The 20,665-nt window shown below is 57.9% G+C and carries 22 protein-coding genes; 7 read left to right on the forward strand and 15 right to left on the reverse strand.

The genetic code is table 11. The annotated features are described in order from the left end of the window. Window positions 1-2: 2 nt before the first annotated feature. Window positions 3-1,493 carry an exodeoxyribonuclease VII large subunit gene (xseA, locus tag MWU39_RS13545; protein ID WP_247160700.1) on the reverse strand — a complete coding sequence of 497 codons (1,491 nt, stop codon included), beginning with the start codon at window positions 1,491-1,493 and terminating at the stop codon, window positions 3-5. Here xseA and purD point away from each other — a divergent pair. Together purD and MWU39_RS13555 are read left to right on the forward strand one after the other, a co-directional pair. Continuing rightward, window positions 1,492-2,775, forward strand: a complete 1,284-nt coding sequence (purD, locus tag MWU39_RS13550) for a phosphoribosylamine--glycine ligase (RefSeq protein ID WP_247160702.1) — start codon at window positions 1,492-1,494, stop codon at window positions 2,773-2,775. The two genes, xseA and purD, sit on opposite strands and share 2 nt — an antisense overlap. A 44-nt stretch (window positions 2,776-2,819) precedes the next feature. Next, entirely contained in the window at window positions 2,820-3,182 is a 363-nt protein-coding gene (locus MWU39_RS13555) for a hypothetical protein (RefSeq protein ID WP_247160704.1), read from the forward strand. Between the two features lie 186 nt (window positions 3,183-3,368). Here the strand turns inward: MWU39_RS13555 and MWU39_RS13560 are convergent, their stop codons facing one another. Then, window positions 3,369-4,379: an adenosine kinase gene (locus MWU39_RS13560; RefSeq protein ID WP_247160706.1), complete on the reverse strand. Its 1,011-nt coding sequence runs from the start codon at window positions 4,377-4,379 to the stop codon at window positions 3,369-3,371. Between the two features lie 5 nt (window positions 4,380-4,384). On the opposite strand from MWU39_RS13560, the gene MWU39_RS13565 reads away from it, so the two are divergent. The 3 genes from MWU39_RS13565 to MWU39_RS13575 all read left to right on the forward strand — a co-directional run bounded on the left by MWU39_RS13565 (window position 4,385) and on the right by MWU39_RS13575 (window position 6,605). Continuing rightward, window positions 4,385-5,191, forward strand: coding sequence for an EI24 domain-containing protein (locus tag MWU39_RS13565; RefSeq protein WP_247160709.1), 807 nt, complete (start codon window positions 4,385-4,387; stop codon window positions 5,189-5,191). Next, a complete protein-coding gene (locus tag MWU39_RS13570) occupies window positions 5,184-5,582 on the forward strand; it encodes a hypothetical protein (RefSeq protein WP_247160711.1) in 399 nt (132 codons plus the stop codon). Before MWU39_RS13565 ends, MWU39_RS13570 begins: the two co-directional genes overlap by 8 nt. Before the next feature lie 63 nt (window positions 5,583-5,645). Then, window positions 5,646-6,605, forward strand: a complete 960-nt coding sequence (locus tag MWU39_RS13575) for a hypothetical protein (RefSeq protein ID WP_247160713.1) — start codon at window positions 5,646-5,648, stop codon at window positions 6,603-6,605. 21 nt (window positions 6,606-6,626) lie between these two features. Here the strand turns inward: MWU39_RS13575 and MWU39_RS13580 are convergent, their stop codons facing one another. The 13 genes from MWU39_RS13580 to MWU39_RS13640 form a co-directional block, all read right to left on the reverse strand. Continuing rightward, on the reverse strand, window positions 6,627-6,983 hold the full coding sequence (locus tag MWU39_RS13580) for an iron-sulfur cluster assembly accessory protein (protein ID WP_247160715.1): 357 nt from the start codon (window positions 6,981-6,983) through the stop codon (window positions 6,627-6,629). Then, window positions 6,983-7,480, reverse strand: a complete 498-nt coding sequence (locus MWU39_RS13585; RefSeq protein WP_247161102.1) for an SUF system Fe-S cluster assembly protein — start codon at window positions 7,478-7,480, stop codon at window positions 6,983-6,985. Before MWU39_RS13585 ends, MWU39_RS13580 begins: the two co-directional genes overlap by 1 nt. Continuing rightward, window positions 7,480-8,712, reverse strand: coding sequence for a cysteine desulfurase (locus MWU39_RS13590; protein ID WP_348646399.1), 1,233 nt, complete (start codon window positions 8,710-8,712; stop codon window positions 7,480-7,482). Before MWU39_RS13590 ends, MWU39_RS13585 begins: the two co-directional genes overlap by 1 nt. Further along, window positions 8,709-9,467 carry a SufD family Fe-S cluster assembly protein gene (locus MWU39_RS13595; RefSeq protein WP_247160716.1) on the reverse strand — a complete coding sequence of 253 codons (759 nt, stop codon included), beginning with the start codon at window positions 9,465-9,467 and terminating at the stop codon, window positions 8,709-8,711. Before MWU39_RS13595 ends, MWU39_RS13590 begins: the two co-directional genes overlap by 4 nt. Beyond that, window positions 9,467-9,718 (reverse strand): hypothetical protein, encoded by a 252-nt coding sequence (locus MWU39_RS13600; RefSeq protein ID WP_247160717.1) that lies wholly within the window; start codon window positions 9,716-9,718, stop codon window positions 9,467-9,469. The genes MWU39_RS13595 and MWU39_RS13600 overlap by 1 nt, the downstream gene beginning before the upstream one ends. A 50-nt stretch (window positions 9,719-9,768) precedes the next feature. Then, window positions 9,769-10,536, reverse strand: coding sequence for a Fe-S cluster assembly ATPase SufC (gene sufC / locus MWU39_RS13605; protein WP_247160718.1), 768 nt, complete (start codon window positions 10,534-10,536; stop codon window positions 9,769-9,771). Further along, the gene (locus MWU39_RS13610) at window positions 10,536-11,060 is read right to left on the reverse strand and encodes a hypothetical protein (protein ID WP_247160719.1); all 525 of its coding nucleotides are present in this window, start codon (window positions 11,058-11,060) and stop codon (window positions 10,536-10,538) included. The genes sufC and MWU39_RS13610 overlap by 1 nt, the downstream gene beginning before the upstream one ends. A 5-nt stretch (window positions 11,061-11,065) precedes the next feature. Continuing rightward, window positions 11,066-11,623, reverse strand: a complete 558-nt coding sequence (locus MWU39_RS13615) for a DUF559 domain-containing protein (protein ID WP_247160721.1) — start codon at window positions 11,621-11,623, stop codon at window positions 11,066-11,068. Next, window positions 11,620-13,122 (reverse strand): Fe-S cluster assembly protein SufB, encoded by a 1,503-nt coding sequence (gene sufB / locus MWU39_RS13620; protein ID WP_247160723.1) that lies wholly within the window; start codon window positions 13,120-13,122, stop codon window positions 11,620-11,622. The genes MWU39_RS13615 and sufB overlap by 4 nt, the downstream gene beginning before the upstream one ends. After that, the gene (locus tag MWU39_RS13625; protein WP_247160725.1) at window positions 13,119-13,547 is read right to left on the reverse strand and encodes an SUF system Fe-S cluster assembly regulator; all 429 of its coding nucleotides are present in this window, start codon (window positions 13,545-13,547) and stop codon (window positions 13,119-13,121) included. Before MWU39_RS13625 ends, sufB begins: the two co-directional genes overlap by 4 nt. Window positions 13,548-13,634: 87 nt before the next feature. Beyond that, on the reverse strand, window positions 13,635-14,507 hold the full coding sequence (locus MWU39_RS13630; RefSeq protein WP_247160728.1) for a helix-turn-helix domain-containing protein: 873 nt from the start codon (window positions 14,505-14,507) through the stop codon (window positions 13,635-13,637). A gap of 196 nt (window positions 14,508-14,703) precedes the next feature. Beyond that, window positions 14,704-15,597, reverse strand: coding sequence for a helix-turn-helix transcriptional regulator (locus MWU39_RS13635; RefSeq protein ID WP_247160730.1), 894 nt, complete (start codon window positions 15,595-15,597; stop codon window positions 14,704-14,706). A 4-nt stretch (window positions 15,598-15,601) separates the two neighbouring features. Continuing rightward, window positions 15,602-17,422 carry a DUF885 domain-containing protein gene (locus MWU39_RS13640; protein ID WP_247160737.1) on the reverse strand — a complete coding sequence of 607 codons (1,821 nt, stop codon included), beginning with the start codon at window positions 17,420-17,422 and terminating at the stop codon, window positions 15,602-15,604. A gap of 361 nt (window positions 17,423-17,783) precedes the next feature. On the opposite strand from MWU39_RS13640, the gene MWU39_RS13645 reads away from it, so the two are divergent. Both MWU39_RS13645 and ggt read left to right on the forward strand, forming a co-directional pair. After that, a complete protein-coding gene (locus tag MWU39_RS13645) occupies window positions 17,784-18,836 on the forward strand; it encodes a quinone-dependent dihydroorotate dehydrogenase (RefSeq protein ID WP_247160739.1) in 1,053 nt (350 codons plus the stop codon). A gap of 10 nt (window positions 18,837-18,846) precedes the next feature. Continuing rightward, window positions 18,847-20,565, forward strand: coding sequence for a gamma-glutamyltransferase (gene ggt, locus MWU39_RS13650; RefSeq protein ID WP_247160740.1), 1,719 nt, complete (start codon window positions 18,847-18,849; stop codon window positions 20,563-20,565). The last annotated feature ends 100 nt before the right edge of the window (window positions 20,566-20,665 follow it).

The following is a 20,665-nucleotide window of genomic DNA, read 5'->3' on the forward strand; positions in this document are numbered from 1 at the left end:
GTTCAGTCAAACAAATCGTTCTGCTGCGGCGGAGTTCCGGTGGCAGGTTTGGGTTTTGGCGCGCGTTTTGGCTTGGGCGATGACGAAGCCAAGGGCGAAGCACCTGTCGTCACTTCAAGCATGTCATCCTTGAATTGAAGCTTAAGCGCCGCCTCGCGCTCGGCCTGCGCCTTTGACGTTAGCGCCTTTCCGGAGGCATCGCGGACAATCGCATAACCGCGCTCCAGAGGCCGCTCTGGATGAAGTTGCTCTGCCAATCGCGATAGGGATGCAAGCGCATCGCGTTTATTCGCCAGCGGGCGCTCGACCAATCCGCGAACCAATCGGGCATTATCAAGCCGCCGCTTTGCATCGCTATGCGCGCGTTTTAGTGCGTTCGGCGATAGCCGCGAGGCCACTCCAGCGAGGCGTTCACGCCCCTGTCCAGCGCGGTCCATCAATCCGCGTCGCAATCGCTCGGATGCCTCATCGAGCCGCTGCGATTGCGCCTGAAGAACCTGTTCGGGCTTTGGCAAACGGCGCACCCGCGCCTCCAACCGCTCGCGGCCTAGCTCGACAGGACGATAGACAGCGCGGCGTTGGCGCGCGGCGAAGTCTGCCAATGTCGCATCCAGATCGACCCGCACCGGAACGGCCATTTCGGCTGCTGCTGTCGGTGTTGGCGCGCGCCGGTCGGCCGCGTAGTCTGCAAGGGTCGTATCAGTCTCATGCCCGACAGCCGAAATAACCGGAATGGTACATTCCGCTATCGCTCGAACCACCGTCTCTTCGTTGAAGCTCCACAAATCCTCGATCGAACCGCCACCGCGCGCGACGATCACGACATCAGGGCGCGCCACTGCACCGCCCTGTGGAAGCTCGGAAAACCCTCTAATCGCTGCAGAAACCTGCTCTGCTGCGCCTTGGCCCTGAACCAATACAGGCCAGACCACGACATGGCTAGGAAAGCGATCCGCCAGCCGGTGCAGGATATCGCGAATAACCGATCCGGTCGGCGAAGTAACCACACCGATAGTGCGCGGCAGATAGGGCAAAGCGCGTTTGCGCTCCCGGGAAAACAGCCCCTCCGCCTCCAGCCGCGCTCGGGTTTTCTCCAGCAAAGCCAGCAAAGCGCCCTCACCCGCCAGCTCAAGGCTATCCATCACGATCTGGTATTTTGACCGGCCCGGATAGGTCGTCAGCTTGCCCGTCGCGATCACTTCCAACCCGTCTTCTGGCACGAAGGCCATGCGGTTCGTATTGCCGCGCCACATCACGCCATCAAGCACGGCTTTGTCGTCTTTGAGCGCGCAATAAAGGTGGCCAGATGCGGCCCGCTTTACACCGGACAATTCCCCGCGCAGACGCACGTGACCGAAACGATCCTCGACACTGCGTTTCAGCGCCTGCGAAATCTCGGTGATCGACAGCGGCTCGGCGTTGTCGCCCTGACGCTCTCGCGCTACCAAACCGCCAGATTCGGAATCGTCATAATTTGAGGGGGCGCGAGCCATGAATGTCCTTTTGCTTGGATCGGGTGGACGCGAACATGCGCTGGCATGGAAGCTGGCGCAATCCCCTACGCTAACCCGGCTGTTTGCTGCCCCCGGAAATCCCGGCATTGCCGAGTGTGCGGAGCTGTTGACGCTGGATGCGAGCGATCACAACGCATGCATCGGTTTTTGTCAGGAAAACGCGATTGATCTGGTGGTGATCGGGCCGGAAGCGCCCTTGGTCGACGGCCTCGGCGACAGTCTTCGCGCGGCAAACATTGCGGTGTTCGGCCCCGACAAAGCCGCGGCGCAATTGGAAGGGTCAAAAAGCTTTACCAAACAGCTTTGCGACCGCGCCAATATCCCAACTGCGCGTTACACAGAAGTGTTCAATTACCGCGAAGGGCTCGATGCCCTTGGCGACTTTGAGAAACCCTATGTCATCAAGGCGGACGGGCTGGCAGCAGGCAAAGGCGTGTTCATCGCGGAACACAATGACGCCGCACGCAACGCGTTTATCGAAATTTTCGGTACTGACAAAATGGACACTGTAGAGGGTTCAAAAGCGGTGATCGAGGAGTTTATGACAGGCGAGGAAGCGAGCTTCTTTGTCCTGACCGATGGCGAGACGATTCTGCCATTTGGCACGGCGCAGGATCACAAACGCGTTGGCGAAGGGGATGAAGGCCCGAACACCGGCGGTATGGGTGCCTATTCACCCGCACCCGTCCTCACACCAGAGCTGCAACAGCGCGCGATTGACGAAATCATTCGCCCGACAGTCGACACAATGCGCGCCGAAGGCATGCCCTATTCGGGAGTGCTTTATGCCGGCCTAATGCTGACCGATCAGGGGCCTAAGCTGGTCGAATACAATTGCCGCTTTGGCGATCCAGAATGTCAGGTCCTGATGATGCGCCTGCAGGGTGACCTTGCCGCAATCATGCTCGCCTGCGCCAAAGGAGAATTGGCCAGCGTTGAAGCGCAGTTTGCCGAGGAAACCGCCCTAACCGTGGTGATGGCGGCGGAGGGCTACCCAGCAAGTGCCAAAAAGGGCGGCGCTATTGAACTGGGCGAGGCTGAAGCAAGCGGCGCCAAGGTCTTCCACGCGGGCACGGCGATGAAAGACGGCGCGCTGGTCGCAAATGGAGGCCGAGTGCTGAATGTCGCTGCGCGCGGAACGAGTGTTACGGCGGCGCAAAAGTCGGCTTACGAAGCCGTCGATGCGATCAGCTTCGAAAGCGGGTTTTGCCGCAGGGACATCGGCTGGCGCGAAGTTGAGCGGGAAAATCCGCAAAATTGATCTGAGTCAATGAGGCCCCACGCGGCTCATGCTCTATTGCGCGCATGAACCAGTCCAAAGGCCTATGCACCGTCGCCCTAATCGTCTCCGCACTAGCGGTTGCTGGGTGTCAGCCGCACCCGAGTCCACAAACTGCTGGCTCCGGATCGCCGCCCTCCCTTATCGCAGGGGTCTGCGGCGATTGCCACGGGGTGGAAGCACCCTTCATCTCGCCCAACCCGGAAGCCCCTGGCTTTGATGCCATCGCCAATCGCGAAGGTCTGAATGAAAAGACGATGAACTCTTGGCTGCTCAACGCGCACAATTATCCGCTCCAGATGGAGTTTGAATTGTCTGAAGGGGAAGCCAAGCAAATCGCCGATTACATGCTCACGCTGCAGAGCGACGATTATGAGCCAGAGCAGTGATTTTCCTACTTCGATGAGCGGCGCTAACCTGCGCGCGGCTCTTTCAAATCGTCAGCTTCCCCGCTCACAATGCGGGCGTTTCAGTTGGACATATGTCACCTGTGTCCAACATCGCTAACTTCATGAATTACAGGCGAAATACCATGTAGGCACCGCATGACACTTCGCCGATTTGTCATGTGGTGCCTACAGCTTTTCAGCCATCAGTGCCTGCATGTCGGTCTCCGGACGCGGGCCGTAATGCGAGATCACTTCGGCAGCGGCGATTGCGCCGCGTTTCAGGCAGGTTTCCAGGGCTGCGTCTTTGACAAAGCCAGATAGGAAGCCCGCCGCAAACTGATCACCTGCGCCGGTTGTGTCGATCACTTTGGCGACCGGCTCGGCGGCGACTTCGGCGCGTTCTCCGTGTGCAATCGCAACAGCACCCTTCTCGCCTTTGGTCGCGACCAGTACCGGCACCTTGCCAGCAATCGCGGCAATACCCGCTTCGAAATCATCCTCGCCAGTCAGCGTCGCGAGTTCGCTTTCGTTGACGAACAAAATGTCGATCACGCCGTCTTCGATCATCGCACGGAAATCATCGCCATGCCGATCAATCACAAAGCTTTCACTGGCGGTAAAAGCGACCTTGCGACCTGCCGCTTTTGCAACGTCGATTGCCCGGCGCATCGCACGGCGTGGTTCTTCGGGATCCCACAGATACCCTTCGAGATAAAGGATGCTGGCGCTGGCGATCAGATCTTCGTCCAGCGCAGCGGCGGGCAGGAACTGGCCCGCACCAAGGAAGGTGTTCATCGTCCGCTCGCCATCCGGCGTCACAAAGATGAGGCAGCGGCCCGTAGGCGGCTCAGATTCGCGCATCGGCGTGTCAAAATCGATGCCAGCCGCGCGAATATCGTGGGCGAACACTTCGCCGAACTGGTCATTAGCAACCTGCCCGATAAAGGCGCATTGCGTGCCGAGCTGTGCAAGGCCCGCCAGCGTGTTGGCGGCCGAACCGCCTGATTTTTCAGTCGCTTGACCCATTGCTGCGTAGAGCGTGTCAGCGCCATCTGCATCCACAAGCGTCATTCCGCCGCGATTGAGGCCAAGCTCGGCAATGGTTTCATTTTCGCAACTGGCAATAATATCGACGATGGCATTGCCGATAGCGATCACATCATAGCGTGGGTCTGTCACAAAAAGGCGTCCTGTCATGAGAAGTGTTTGAAGTTCGCGACCGCCTAGCCGGAACCGGAGGAGACGCCAAGGGGTGGATGAGTGGCTGTTTCGCGTTTGACTTCGAAGGCGCGGCACACCATCGCAGTCCTATGAACGCGGTCCTCGCCTCTCTTTCCAAAGCGTTTGGCCAATTGAGCGACCCGGCAATCATGCGCGTCGCGGCAAAAAGCATCGGGATCACGGTGCTGTTGTTCGTGCTGGCCGGTTTTGGGCTGTATCTGGGGCTTGAGTGGTTTTTTGCTTGGAACGGCTGGGAAACTGGCGGCATGGCGCAAGCCGCGGCGGCGGCAATCATCGCGATCATCGCATTCTGGTTTCTGTTCCGCGTTGTAGCGCTCGCTGTCTTGCAGTTCTTTGCCGACAAAATCGTCGCTGCGGTGGAGGCAAAGCATTATCCCGATCTTGCCGATAAAGCGCAGCCGCTGCCCTTGCCTCAGGATATTGCAAATTCGGTTCGCGGGCTTGGCCGCGCATTGGGGTTCAATCTGCTCGCGCTGCCTTTCGCGATTGTGCTTATCTTCACTGCATTTGGTCCGGCAGTCGTATTCTTGCTGGTCAATGCGGTGCTGCTCGGACGGGAACTTACCGATATGGCCTGGCTCCGCCACACTGGCGGCAAGCGCAAGGCAAGTCCGGTCAAGGGCAGTGACAGGTTGATGCTGGGCGGCGTGATTGCGGCGATGATGCTGGTCCCGTTCCTCAACCTGATCGCTCCGGTGGTCGGCGCAGCGGCAGGGACGCACCTTGCCCATGATGCGATGCGCCGAAAGGAATTGGGTCATGCGTAGTGTGATGTTGCCCGTTATATTGCTTTCGATCTCTGCTTGTTCGGCCGGATCGGGAGCCACCTATGTCCCGCCAAACGCTTCGGCACCGCCGAACAACCAGCCAACCGAAACATTTCGTCGACCAGCAGTTGACCGGGAAGCTGGTCTTGAAAGCATAATCGGCGCGCCTGCATCACGTTTGCTATCGCGCCTTGGCGAGGCGCGAATTGACCTAACCGAAGGCGATTCTCGCAAATTGCAGTTCACAGGTGAAAGCTGCGTGCTCGACATCTACCTCTACCCCTTGCAGGCGGGCACAGAGCCGGTGGCGACCCATATCGAAGCGCGCATGCGCAGCGGCGGTCGTGCGATCGACAAAAGCCAGTGTCTGGGCGAAGTCGAGGCACGGTAACCGGGTCTTAAGTACATTTGTGTCATACCCTCCTTGGATTTTTATGAGGTTTGACGCAGTTCCATGACCACACATTTCACCGAACTGGCGCAGCGCGCCGCCGCCGATGGTGTTGTATCGCCAGAAGAACTTCTTGGCCTTCGCCGTCAGGGCTGGGGCGATGGGATCATCACCCGCGAAGAGGCGGAAGCCCTATTTGCCATCAACAATGTGCTGGATGAACGCGACAGTGAATGGTGCGACTTCTTCGTGGAAGCCATCGGCGAATATGTTCTCAACGGCACCCAGCCGCGCCAGCAATGCAACGCCGAAGAAGCCGAATGGCTAATCGCGCAGGTTGATCATGACGGCGTGGTTGATAGCCTCGTTGAGCTAGAAACGCTGGTTCGCATTGTAGAACGCGCGGAAAATGTACCGGAGCGCCTTAAGAACTATCTGCTTGAGCAAATTGAACGCGAAGTGATGACTGGCACTGGTCCGACTCGCTGCGGCGGTGAACTATCAGCAACACATGTCAGCGCCGCGGAAGTCAGAATTCTGCGCCGCGTGATCTTTTCAAGCGGCGGTTACGGCCCTGCTGCTGTCAGCCGGTTTGACGCCGAACTTCTGTTTCGGATCAAAGACGCAACCCTTGAAGACGAAAACGATGCTGGTTGGGCCGATCTGTTTGTGGACGGCATTGCCAATTACCTACGCGGGTTCGTCCTCGACAACGCGCAGCTGAGCCACGAGCGAAAGCTGGAGCTCGTGAAATTTGTCGAAGCAGAAAGCAAAGGCCATGCCGCGTTCCTCGGCGCAATGGCGAAGAGCAAAGTCGGTCTCGGGCAGCGCATAGGCTGGGCCATGGAGCATTTGAATGGCACCGATGGCCCGCAGAACGATTACTATGCCGATGCAGAGGCTGGCCACGCGGTTACTGCGAATGAAAAAGGGTGGCTGGACAGCGCGATCGACCAGGATGGACAGATCGACGAATTAGAACAGCGCTTACTCAGACGGCTTGTCGAAGAAGACGCGCTCTGATTCTTCGGCCAACAGGCCCTATCAGACCATAAAGCTTTCGCCGCAACCGCAGGCGCCTTTGGCATTGGGGTTTTCGAACGTGAAGCCAGCTGTGAAGTCGTCTTCCACCCAATCCATGATTGACCCGACGAGGTAGAGCACGCTGGCACCGTCAATGTAGAATACGCCGTCAGGTGTTTCGATTTTCTCGTCGAATTTCGCTTCCTCGGTGACGTAGTCAACCGAATAGGCAAGGCCAGAACAGCCGCGGCGGGGGGTCGACAGCTTGACGCCTATGGCATCATCTGGGGCGAGGCTCATCAAATGGGCGATGCGTTCTTCCGCGCCTTTGGTCAGAGTGACAGCAGCGGGTATCTGGCGAGTTTTGGTATCGGCCATCAAAGCATCCCCAGTTCGAGGCGTGCCTCGTCGGTCATCTTTTCGGGACTCCAAGGCGGATCCCACACCAGGTTTACCTCGGCATCGCGAATACCTGGCACCGATGCAGCGCGCAGCTCAACCTCGCCCGGCATCGTTTCGGCGACGGGGCAATGCGGTGTGGTCAGTGTCATCGTGATGGTCGCGTCGCGTTCGTCATCGACATCCACACCGTAAATCAGGCCAAGATCATAGATATTGACCGGAATTTCCGGATCGTAAATTTCTTTGAGCGCATCAACCACGGCGGTCTGCAGATCGCTACCCGGGCCGCCGACTTCACCAGCCGCAGGTTGCTGTTGCAGGAACCCGTCGAGATAATCCCGCTTGCGCGATCCGGTGTCGGAGGCGACATCGGAATCAATAACGTCTGAAACACGCGCACGCGGCGGTTTCACCACTTCATCGTTCGGCGCTGGGGCCGCGACAAATTCGGTCTCGTCCTGAGGTTTGTTCATCATACTTTCCCAAAAATCCGGCGCGTGCGGGCAATGCCCTCAAGCAGTGCGTCGACATCATCATGTGTCGAATAAAGGCCAAAACTGGCCCGCGCGGTCGCTGTCACATCCAGATAATCCATCAAAGGCTGCGCGCAATGGTGTCCTGCGCGGATCGCGACGTTCGCTTCGTCCAAAATTGTGCCGAGGTCGTGCGGATGAATGCCCTCGATCGCAAAGCTTACAATCCCCGCGCTGTCGGCAGGACCAAACAGAGTGACATCGTTCATAGAGCCGAGTTCACGGCGAAGGCGCTCCACCAATTCCGCTTCGTGTGCGTGTAGACGGTCCAAACCCGCCTCACGGACGTAATCCGCTGCAGCAGCGAAAGCGATGGCTTCACCAATGGCTGGCGTACCCGCCTCAAAACGCTGCGGTGCAGTCGCGTAGGTCGTCTTTTCAAATGTCACACGGTCAATCATCGCACCGCCGCCTTCCCATGGCGGCATCGCGTCCAGAATTTCACTGCGCGCCCACAGCGCACCTATGCCTGTCGGGCCGTAAAGCTTGTGTGCGCTGAAGACATAGAAATCACAGCCAAGCGCGTTCACGTCAAAGTTGATCCGGGGCGCGGCCTGACATCCATCCAACAGCAGCTTCGCGCCGACATTATGCGCCAGCTCCGCCGCACGCGGTGCATCCAGAACACTGCCGAGCACATTCGACACATGTCCGAATGCAACCAGCTTGTGCCGCTCGGTCAGCATCGCTTCTGCAGCGTCGAGATCAATGCGGTGATCATCGGTAAGCGGGCAAATATCGATGATCGCGCCGGTTGCTTGGGCAATCATCTGCCACGGCACAATGTTAGAATGGTGCTCCAATTGAGAGAGCAGAATGCGATCACCCGGCTTTAGGTTTGCACGGCCCCAGCTGTTCGCAACGAGATTGATCGCCTCAGTCGCGCCTCGCGTGAAGACAATCTCGTTTTCCGCGCCGCCAAGAAAGCGCGCGACCATCCGGCGGGCGTTTTCGTATGCCTGTGTCATTTCGGCAGAGCGCGAATAGACACCGCGATGGACCGTGGCATAATCTTCGCCCAGCGCTCGGCTCATCGCATCGATCACAGCGCGTGGCTTCTGTGCGGTCGCCGCGGTGTCGAGGTAATGCCAAGGCGCACCGTCATGCGTGACCATGCCGGGGAAATCCCCGCGCAGGTCAGGCAATGTCGAGATGGCTGCTGGTGCGTTCACAGCGCCGCTCCCTCAAGGGCAGTCAACGCTGCCTCGAGCAACCTTTCGCGCTCAGCTTCATCTTCCAGTTCGACGAAGGCATCACCGAGGAAAGCCTGCACCAACAGGCGCTGTGCCTGCTCCGGCGAAAGGCCGCGCGCCGCCATGTAGTAGCGCGCCGCTTCGTCCAGTTGCCCTACAGTCGCGCCGTGTGCGCACTTCACATCATCTGCGAAAATCTCAAGCTGCGGGACGGCATTGGCGCTTGCACCAGCTTCGAGCAGCAGGCCTTTAAAATCCTGTGCCGCATCGGTCTTCTGCGCGTGGCGGGCAACTTTGATCTCGCCAAGAAAATTGCCCGTGCCCGTGCCCCAATGGACGCTACGCACCGTCTGATTGCTGGTGCCATCTGGCTCCGCGTGAACGGTCGTCGTCACAAATTCGCGCACAGCATCGCCGCCGCCAATTGTCACACCGCCAAATTCGAAATGCGCACCCTTGCCCAAAGTCACTTCGACTTCGAGGCGGGTGAAATCCTGTCCGATATTAGTCGCAAACAATTCGGCCCGTGCGCCATCGTCAAGCGTAAGGCGAATGCGGTGCAATTCCGGCGCATCCGAACCAATGAGCATGGTGTCATGCCATGTTTCGCCAGCAGCAACGCTGACCTCGTTCCACGCACTGAGCGCGCCTTCGCCGAGACGCTGAACCGCATCAATATCGGCATAGCGCCAGGCCTCATCGCGGCGTGTCGGCAGAGTTGTTGCTTGGGTCATTACGATGTCTTCTTCATTGCGCGCTCGAACTGTTCCACCAGCCCGTTGCGGCTCTTGCGGATGCACTTTTCGATGGCACCCGTTTCCTTCGCGCCCTTACGCACACATTTGGTGGCGGCACGGCAAAACTTATCATCCAGCCGCGGGCGACCAGTTGATCCGCTTAAGGAACAATTCCAGCTTCCTTCCTGGTCTTGGCCAACCGTGACCTGAAGGCTGCGCAACCGTCCAAGAACAACGATCTCGGGCACGGGTTCAGCCGCAGGCGCCGCCTGCAAGGAAAAGAGGAGAGCGGAAAGGATCACGCGGCCGCTTCTGCCATGACAGCATCATAGCCTTCATCTTCGAGACGCAGAGCAAGCTCAGGCCCGCCCGTCTGAACGATCCGGCCATCGGCCAGCACGCTGACGCGGTCCGGCTTCACAACGTCCAAGAGGCGCTGATAGTGAGTGATGAGCAGCACGCCTTTGTCCGGCGCACGCATGATCGAGTTGATGCCCTCACCCACGATCCGCAGCGCATCAATGTCGAGCCCGCTATCGGTTTCGTCCAGCACCGCAAAGGCCGGGTTGAGAATGCCCATCTGGACCATCTCGGCCCGCTTTTTCTCACCGCCGGAAAATCCGACATTCACCTGCCGCTTAAGCATCTCCATGTCCATTTTCAGGAGGCCGGCTTTTTCCTTCGCCAGTTTCAGGAATTCGCCGCCCGAAAGCGGTTCTTCCTCGCGATATTTGCGCTGCGAATTGAGCGCTTCACGCAGGAACTGGACGTTTGATACGCCGGGGATTTCGACCGGGTATTGAAACCCGAGAAACAGACCAGTTGCAGCGCGTTCATGCGGATCAAGATCGAACAGATCTTCACCTTGGAACTCAACAGAGCCTTGAGTCACTTCGTATCCCGGCTTTCCGCCAAGGACGTTTGCAAGGGTCGATTTGCCGGCACCGTTCGGGCCCATAATCGCATGCACCTCACCCGCTGGCACTTCCAACGAAAGGCCTTTGAGGATCGGTTTTTTGCCGCTCGCGCCGTCTACTTCGGCGTGAAGGTTGTTAATTTTCAGCATTACTTCGATGCGTCCTCAGTCTTTTTCTGGCTCTGATCGATCGCGGATTTCACGACCGACGCATCGAGCAAATCCATAATCAAGCCCTTGGGCTTGGTTTCATTATATTCCGTCTCGGCGCGCTCAGCGCTCGCCATTCTGTTGACGAATTGAGCGTCCAAATCAGCCCCACGTGCGATGTGGATGCGGCCGATATGGGCGAACACTTCGGCGACGTCGTCAGGCGAATAATCTTCAAGTTCACCGCGATTGGCGAGAATTCGATTGGCCTCAGACTGAGCTGTTGCAGACGTTTCGGCACAGCGGGGAATGTCGCTGCGATGCTGCTCTTCAAGATTGGCTTCGCCCGAGACCATACGGTTCACCACGTTCAGACATCGGCGATAGTCATGAATGAACGGAGTGATGATGCGTGGATACTCGACGGTCCACGTTTCAGGAGTGTCGTTCTTGATCGCGACTGGTGTTTGGCCTGCCGCCTGCAAAGCGAGCAATGGGGCGAGAGCAATTGAAAACATAGGCATAGCGTTCAGTCCCGTGAGTAATCGTTGTTCGTGCGTGAGGGGCGATCATTCTCGTCGCGGCGTTGGTAGTAATCCTGTTTCGGGTTTGCCTCCCGGTGGGCGCGTGCGGCTTCACGTTTGTCACCGATGCGGGCGCGCATGCCGAGTGTGATCCGTTCCAGCACTTTATCCATATCGTCGAGGATGTCGGAAGCGCGGATGCGCATCACTTTGATGCCAACCGCTTCAAGGCTTTTGTCGCGCCGCGATGCAAGCGCCTCGTTGTCGTCCTCTTCAAAGATATCGATCGCCATGCCGAGCGTGTGGCAATTGAAATCGACAATCGCGCTGCCGACAACGGCAAAGCGTTTGAAGGTGTGACGGCCCAGATTGGCTTCTGAAAACCGCTTCGCAAGAGCTTTGTGAGCGGGCGAAGCAAACCGCTTCATTTCGCGCGCACGATCATGCAGCTCATCAAGACGCTTGTCGGAGATCTTCCAACCGCGGCCCTTTTTGTTGAGGGTCTCAGTAACGTCGCCTTGCTCGGAAGGCGGTTTGAGAGCGAGTTTTTTGCGATCAGTCATCCCACGCTCCCCTCAAGCGAAATTGCCAGAAGCTTTTGCGCTTCGACGGCGAACTCCATCGGCAGTTCTTTGAGCACATCCTTGGCAAAGCCGTTAACGATCAGGGCCACGGCCTCTTCCTCGTCCAGCCCGCGTTGCATCGCGTAGAACAATTGCTCGTCGCTGATTTTGGAGGTGGTGGCCTCGTGCTCGATCTGCGCGCCGGGGTTCTTGACCTCAATGTATGGCACGGTGTGCGCGCCGCATTCGTCGCCCAAGAGCAGACTGTCGCATTGGGTAAAGTTACGGACGTTATCAGCAGATGCGCCTACGCGAACGAGGCCGCGATAGGTGTTGTTGGATTTGCCCGCGCTGATGCCTTTGGAGATGATCGTTGAACGGCTGCCTTTGCCGTTATGGATCATCTTCGTACCGGTGTCCGCCTGTTGGAAATTATTGGTCACCGCGACCGAATAAAATTCGCCAACGCTGTTTTCACCGTTGAGCACGCAGGATGGATATTTCCATGTCACTGCGGAGCCGGTTTCGACCTGCGTCCAGCTGATTTTGGAGCGGTCGCCCTGACACAGCCCGCGCTTGGTCACGAAATTGTAGATCCCGCCGACGCCTTCGGAATTGCCGGGATACCAGTTCTGGACGGTCGAATATTTGATCTCCGCGTCTTCCATCGCGACCAGTTCAACCACGGCAGCGTGCAGCTGGTTCTCATCGCGCATCGGCGCGGTGCAGCCTTCGAGGTAAGAGACGTAAGCGCCCTTTTCGGCGATGATCAGGGTCCGCTCAAACTGGCCAGTATTTTCGGCGTTGATGCGGAAATAGGTGCTAAGCTCCATCGGGCAGCGCACGCCCTCTGGCACATACACAAATGTCCCGTCCGAAAAGACCGCCGCGTTGAGGCAGGCAAAGTAGTTGTCGCGTGTCGGAACAACGCGGCCCAGCCACTTTTTCACCAGCTCTGGATATTCTTTGATCGCCTCTGAGATCGAGCGGAAGATCACGCCCGCCCGCATCAACTCCTCGCGAAAAGAGGTTGCCACGCTGACGCTGTCAAACACGGCATCAACGGCGACTTTCTTTGCGCCCTTCACCCCGGCGAGAACTTCCTGTTCGCCAAGAGGAATGCCAAGCTTGTCGTAGACACGCTTGATCTCCGGATCGAGATCATCGAGCGAATCCAGTTCGACCTTTTTAGTAGGTGCGGCGTAATAATACGCGTCCTGATAATCGATTTTCGGATAGCCGACTTTCGCCCAATCGGGCTCTTCCATTTCCTGCCACATGCGGAAAGCCTTCAGACGCCAGTCGAGCATCCATTCCGGCTCGCCCTTCTTGCCCGAGATAAAGCGGACGGTGTCCTCCGTCAGGCCTTTTTCGGCAAATTCGGTCTCGATATCCGAAGACCAGCCATGCTCATATTCGCCAGCGTTCGCAGCCGCTGCAGCTTTCGCATCAGCATCCATTTCCGCTTCGGGAGTTTTGAGATCGACGGTTTCGGTCATGCCACTTCTTTTTCGCGAGAGAGGGGTTCGGTGCGTAATTGCGTTAAAGTGATTTCGGCCAGCGCGCTGCGCAACGCATCATTGATGACAGGCCAGTGGGGCTTCATGGAACAGCGCGCTTCGTGATCGCAATCGCCGTTCGCATCAATACAAGCAGTGAGAGCAATAGGCCCTTCGACTGCCTCGACAATATCGGCCACGGTGATCGCGGCGGCTGGCCGCGCAAGTTGCAGCCCGCCATGCGCGCCGCGTTCCGACCTAAGCAACCCAGCCCCTGTCAGCTTACTCACCAGTTTTTGAACGGTCGGCTTTGGCAGGCCCGTTTCTGCTGCGAGTTCACTCGCGCTGGTACGGCTGCCACCGCAATGGCCAGCGGCCGCGCTCATCGTGATGACGGCGTAATCTGCAAGGTTGGAAAGGCGCATGCACGCTAATTCGGAGCATTTTGATCCGAATTCAAGTCAAAACCCCTTGTTGCGAGTCGTTAGCGGTTTGAGATCAGGGCGCTAGCGCTATTCTCCGATGCTTCGGAATTCCTTCAACCGGTCGAGATTTTTCATCCGCAACAGCGTCTGAAACAATGGCTCTTTCGGCCCGCCCAGCCGCGTCGGAGTGTAACCGCAATGCCGGCGAATCTCGCGGATCATATGCGGCTGGTCATAAAACGCGGCCGCAATTTCGGCCTCGCCTTCATCGGTCAGTTCAGGCTGGGCGAGAAGATTCGCCGCCCGGATAGCGCGAAATTTACGTGCGAGAGCTCTGGGCGTGAGGCCGAAATAGCGGGTGATTAGACGTTCCGTCTGGCGGCGCGAATACGGGCTGCCAGCAACCAAAACGTCTATGTCGGGATTGAGCGAGGAGCTAAGCCAGTAAAGGCCCTGTTCGATGATTGGCACATGCTCTTCGGGCACCGGCTCAAATCGCGGCGCGATCCAGTCTGCCAGCACATTGCAAGCCTCGGCCCCAGTAAGATCGCCGGTGCGGTACCGCTCGTTTGTTTCTTTGGCGAAGGCGTTCACATCTGATCCAACCAGCTCGTCTGCAGGGATCAGAGTGTTGTAATGCTTGTTCGCAGGTTGCCGGGCCAAAGCTGCCCAGCCCAGCGGCGATAGCGACGCGCCGATGGCATGCCACGGGCCCTCCATCGTAAAGGGAACGGCCTTTTCAAATCCGGCCAGCATATGCACCTCGCCCTGCACAGGCTCGACGCGATCGTCGAATTGCATTTGCCCTTTGCCATGCGGGAACAGAACAATCTGCGGCAAAGCGCCCGGATGACGGTCCGAGATGTCGTCCTCGTCCCATGCAAAATAGAACAGCGCCAACACATGCCGTGACAGTTCGGGCGGGGGATCAAAGTATTCGAGATGGAATTGGGGCGACATGACGGCTTATTGCGACCCGCCGCCGCGCCGCCCCCACTGCCGATGGTTCAGGAACTGGAGATCCCGCCTCACGCGGCTTGGACATAAGACTAATTGGGTGAAGCGGTTGGTCATTGTATTCTGGCGACATTGCGATTTTCTATCGCCGGGATAGCAATTATTGGACCATCGTCAACAGCTGCAAGCCTTTAAAAAATCAGCGTAAAATTTTGGCACCTTCGCCATGAGCGTCGGGATCAAGTGTGTCCTGCATCAGCGACGTTTTCTTGAGCGCAGTGGGCGTCCGACCAGTATATCTTCGAATATCGCGGATGAGATGCGCTTGATCGAAATATATCCCGAGTATGTCGCTCCGCATCGCTTCCGACAGATCAGGATTGGCCAGAAACATAGCGGCACGCATCGCGCGATATCGCTTCACGAGACGCGATGGAGACACGCCAAAGTACCGCTTGCAAAGGCGCTGCGCAGAGCGAACCGACACGCCCACCTCGGAGTAAAGGGCTTCCAGCGGCGGGTTCAGCGCACTGGACAACCATTTTGTGACGATGCCCACGAAGCGCGCATGTTCGGCGTTTATCTGGCCGCTGCGCCGCCGAACGACATCTGAGATCGCATCACAAATCACTTCATTCGGCACCGATCCGCGGCGACTTTCTTGCGCCAGCCCCTCTAGCTCAGCGATTTCCTGCGCTTCGAGGATTTTCTCTGACGGGACCATGCAATTGTTGACCTCATCCGCAGCCAAGCCCGACAGGCAATGCCAACCAAGAGGGGTCAGCGAAGCTCCAACAATTTTGGTTGGCCCTTTCAGTGTAAACGGCGTCGCCGACAACAGCGGAGCGGTGCATGTAACGGGTTGCGATTCGAAAATCGTATCGCCTTCCGGGCACAAGTCAGAGCTTCCCTCGACATAGACCATCAGTTGCGCCGAATAGGCGGGCATCATTTCTTCGAGACGTTTAGAATCGCTCGTCGCAACAAAGAATGTGTTGATCAGCTCAGCGCAATCAGCGGGGGCAGGTATCAGCTCGAAACCAAACGGGATCGAGTGCCCAATTTCCAATTCTCGCAGCTGAGCATGAGGCATGGTGCTATCTCGCTTTCTCGCGCTCAACCCACTTCACAACATTCTCCTCAAGAATATCGAGTGGGACCGGGCCGCTTAGCAAGACCGCATCGTGGAAACCCCGCCAGTCGAAATCGTCGCCAAGTTCGCTTTGCGCCATGCTACGCAGCTCCATGATTTTCAGTTTGCCGATCATATAGGCCGTCGCTTGACCGGGAGTCGTGATGTAGCGTTCGATCGCCTTCACGATATCGCCCTCTGGATTGGGCGTATTATCCTTAAGGTACTGAATAGCCTCTTCGCGTGTCCACCGCTTTGAATGAAGCCCGGTGTCGACCACCAATCGGCATGCGCGCCAAAGCTCCATGCCTAACCGTCCGAAATCGGAATAGGGGTCTTGATAGAAGCCCATGTCCTTGCCGAGTTCTTCGGTATAGAGGCCCCATCCCTCGGTATATGCGGTTACGCCGCCAAACCGCCGGAATGGGGGCACATCGCCCAATTCGGTTTGCAGGGCTCGCTGCAAATGGTGGCCCGGAAAGCCCTCATGATATGCGAGCGCTTCCAGCTCATTCTTGGACATATCGCGGAGGTTATAGAGGTTGACGTAATATGTGCCGGGGCGCGAACCATCTGCGGCAGGACTTTGGTAAAACGCCTTGCCCGCGCTCTTTTCACGGAATGCTTCGACGGGTTTGATGATCATCGGTGCTTTGGGAAGCGCACCGAAATATTCCGGCAGCTTCACTTCCATCGCATCAAGCTTGGCCTGCGCATCGCGCAGATAATCTTCGCGGCTGGTGTAGAAGAACCGGTCGTCGGTGCGGGTGAATTCAAAGAAATCCTGCAGCGATCCTTCAAAGCCCACTTGCGCCATGATTGTGCGCATTTCACCATGAATCCGCTCGACCTCACGCAGCCCTATATTGTGGATTTCGTCTGCAGAAAGATCGGTGGTGGTGTAGCTTTTCAGCCGAGCGGCATAATACGCATCGCCATCGGGCAAGCGCCAGATCCCGTCATCCGTTGGCGCGATTGCCTGCTGACGCTTCATCTCGGCAAGCAGGCCTTTGTATGCCGGAAGCGCGGATTCGCCCCAGGCATTCAGGGCGCTATCGATCAGAGCCGCATGCGCTTCAGTGTTAAAGCCTACAAAGTCCACTTTCTTCCGGAAATCTTCCAGAATAGCATTGTCATCGCCGGCAGCGATCATCGCTTCGAGGTCCGCTATGACATAGGGATACACCCAGTCTGGCGGCATGATCCCGGCATCCGCACGCTCACGGGCTTCGGCAGTGAGGCTGTTAAGTTGGGGGCCAATCCCGCGAATCCGGTCAACATAGTCCTCTGCATGGCCGGGTTCGCTGATACGGTGAATGTTGATCAGGAATGCCGGAATGTTGGAATGGGCACCGCGCCTGTGATCGAACAGGAAATTGTATTCGCGATACGGGTAAAGCGATGCGCTGCGCCCGACCATTTGTTCATATAGGCGATATGACAGCGCGTCTTCTTCGGAGAGTGCGGCCAGATCATAGTCCGCCTGCATTGTCGCTAATGCGTTCTGCATGACCTTGAATTCAGCAGCGGCAGCCTCATCCGAGGGGTCGTCCCATTTGCCGTAATCCTCATCGCGGATACCGCGATACGCCCGGGTGATCGGCGACATCTCAAGCTGCTTCGCATTATACGCCTCAAAAAACTCCGCGATACTGGCAGGCTCAGTGTCCGATGGAGAGGTGGCAATCGGAGCAGAAGCGCTCTCAAGCGAAGGCTTAGCCGCTGGCGAGCAAGCCGCCATTGCCAATGCGATCGCCGAAACTGCAACGAGTGAGTGAGTGCGCATGGAGACCCTTTTTTATGTATTACCCGATTTATGCCTAACGCTCGCCAATGCGTCTTTACAAGTCAAGGCTTACGGCGTGTTCGGAACCTGCATTCCGGGCCAAAAAACCAGCCTGAAACAGGGCTCTGGATAGCCAAAGATGGCGTTGAGAAAAAAAAGGGCGGCTCCAACAAAGGAAGCCGCCCATTTGAGTTGAGGAACTCTTCGCATTGCTGCTTCGAGCCCTTCGGGTCGCAAAGCCGTATTAGGACAAACAACTGGCTAGGAATTGTATGCAAACGACAAGCATGCAATTTATCCGATCGGTAAGTCGCTGCGCCGGACACTCGACGAGCCTTGAATCCTACGATATTCGCGCTGCATGCTTTTCCGACTGATAAAACCGGCTGTCTTCGCGCTTGATTCCGAAACCGCTCACAGACTCGCAATTACCGCCCTCAAGGCAATGCCAACCCGCGGTGCGCAATCATCGCTCGCCAAAGCTGGCGCGTTGACAGTGAATGTTGCGGGCCTTGAATTCCCCAATCCTGTCGGTGTCGCGGCGGGTTTTGACAAGGATGCCGAGGTCCCCGATCCTCTGCTGGGCCTCGGTTTCGGATTTACCGAAGTCGGCTCAATCACCCCTCTCCCCCAAGCAGGCAATCCAAAGCCGCGCCTGTTCCGTCTTGTCGAGGACGCGGCTGTTATCAATCGCATGGGTTTCAACAATGCGGGTGCAGAGGTGGCCCTCGGGCGGCTTAAGGCACGGTCCGGCAAACCGGGCATTGTCGGGATCAATGTCGGCGCGAACAAGGATTCCGACGATCGCACCGCCGATTATGCGACCATGACGCGAATCATGGCCCCTTATGCGAGTTACTTGGCAGTCAATGTGTCCAGCCCCAACACACCCGGCCTGCGCGCGCTTCAGGATGAAGGCGCGCTGACCGCCCTTATCGATGCAGTGATCGCGGCGCGCGACGAAGTGACCAGCGCCGCCCCGCCACCGATCTTCCTGAAAGTCGCCCCTGACCTGGAACCTGAGGACATTGATGCGATTGCCCGCATCGCGATCGACAAGAAATTGGGCGCGCTGATCGTGTCGAACACCACAATCTCCCGGCCCGATCTCAAATCTGCTCATGCTGGCGAGACCGGCGGGCTCTCAGGTGCGCCTTTACGCAGCCTCGCTTTGCAGCGCGTCCGCGATTTTCGCGCTGCAACTGACGGCGAAGTTCCCTTGATCGGGGTCGGCGGGATTGCGAGCGCTGAGGATGCATGGGCACGCATTCGCGCCGGCGCCAGCCTCGTACAGTTTTATTCCGCGATCGTTTTTGAAGGGCCGGGCCTCGGCGCGCGCATCGTGTCGGGCATGGAGCGCCTGATGAAACGGGATGGCTTCACCAGCATTGCAGAGGCGGTCGGAACAGAATAGCGAGGGGTCTATGTTGAAACGCACCTTCGCAGCACTCGCCCTGTCGGCCAGTCTGGCCGCTTGTTCACCCTATGAAACACCAGTGCAGGCTTCTGCGCCTGTCGCCTCCGACAGAACACCGGAAGGTGCCGTCAGCGCAGCCGATCCGCGCGCAGCCGCAGCGGGCGAAGCCATCCTTGCCAAGGGTGGGTCCGCCACAGACGCGGCAATTGCCGTCATGCTGGCCCTCACCGTCGTGGAGCCGCAGAGCTCGGGTATCGGCGGCGGCGGATTTATGATCCATGCGGGCGAGAACGGCGTTACCAGTTTTGACGGACGCGAAACGGCGCCAGCGTCAGCAACAGGCACGCGCTTCTTAGATGCAGCAGGCAATCGTCTGCCGCGATCATCGCGCACTCTTTCCGGTCTCAGCGTCGGCGTACCCGGCAATCTGGCTCTCGCGGCCAAGGCTCACCAGCAATATGGCAAGCTTGAATGGGCCGAACTGTTCGAGCCTGCCATCGCTCTTGCACGCGACGGTTTCTTGATGAACCGCCGCCTGAATGGCTCGCTTTCGAGCAATAAAGGACGGGCTGACAAAACCGCTGCCGCTCGCGCAATTTTCTTCGATTCTGATGGCGAAGCGCTAGCCGTGGGAACGCGTATCAAAGTGCCTGACCTCGCGGATACGCTAGAGCGGGTGGCCTTGAACGGCTCCGAAGCATTCTACAGTGACGCCGCGAACGCTCTGGCTGCTTATGTAGCGACAGAAACCCCGCAAGACGGCACACTAACCGCCTCTGACATCATCGGATACGAAGCGAAACAGCGCGAAGCGGTCTGCGCGCGTTACCGGACATACAAAGTCTGCGGCATGGGCCCGCCATCATCCGGCGGCGTTGCGGTTGCGCAAATGCTGGGGCAGCTTGAGCGTTTTGACCTCGCCGAAATGGGGCCGGAAAGCCCGACCTTCTGGCACGTCTTCCTCGAATCCCAGCGCCTCGCCTATGCTGATCGTGAGCTTTACATCGGCGATAGCGATTTTGTTGCTGTGCCGGTCGAGGGCTTGGTCAATGCCAGCTACATCGCCAGCCGCGGGGCGCTCATTGATCCAGCCAACGCCATGTCCGAAGCAAAGCCGGGCACACCTCCCGGTGCGCCGCTTGCACGGGCAGACGGTGATGAGCCTCCAGAGAACGGCACCACGCACTTCTCGGTTGTTGATGGCGAAGGCAATGCAGTCAGCTACACCTCCACAATCGAAGGAGCGTTTGGTTCAGGGCTGCATTTTGGCGGCTTTTACCTCAACAATGAGCTGACCGACTTCAGCTCTTCACCAGAGATAGACGGCAAGCCTGTCGCGAACCGTGTCGAAGGCGGCAAACGCCCCCGCTCTTCGATGGCACCGACCATCGTGTTTGATGAAAATGGCGAGGTTGTGCTGGTGATCGGCGCGGCTGGCGGGCCGACAATCCCTGTTCAGGTCGCGCGCTCAATTATCGGCGTGCTGGATTTCGGAATGACAGCCGAAGAGGCCCTAGCACTGCCGCTCGTCATGGGTTTTGGATCGACTGTAATAACCGAAGAAGGCGGGCCCGTCGCTGATATGACAGCGGAATTCGAAGCCCTTGGTCACGGAACTTTGCGTGTTTTGTCCCCACGCGGCAAAGCGAACGTTCTTCGCCGGACAGAGGATGGCTGGGAAGCTGCGGGTGATCCGCGCGTCGCCGATCTGCTCGATTACGAGTAAGGCATTTGCGCTGATGCTTGCCGCTGAGGCGCGTAGCCACTAATTCATCACAAGAGAGAGACATTGAGCCCGTGTTTAGGGCGCAGGAGAGAAATTGGTG

It is taken from the genome of Erythrobacter sp. F6033 (assembly GCF_023016005.1).
Taxonomy (GTDB): Bacteria; Pseudomonadota; Alphaproteobacteria; order Sphingomonadales; family Sphingomonadaceae; genus Erythrobacter.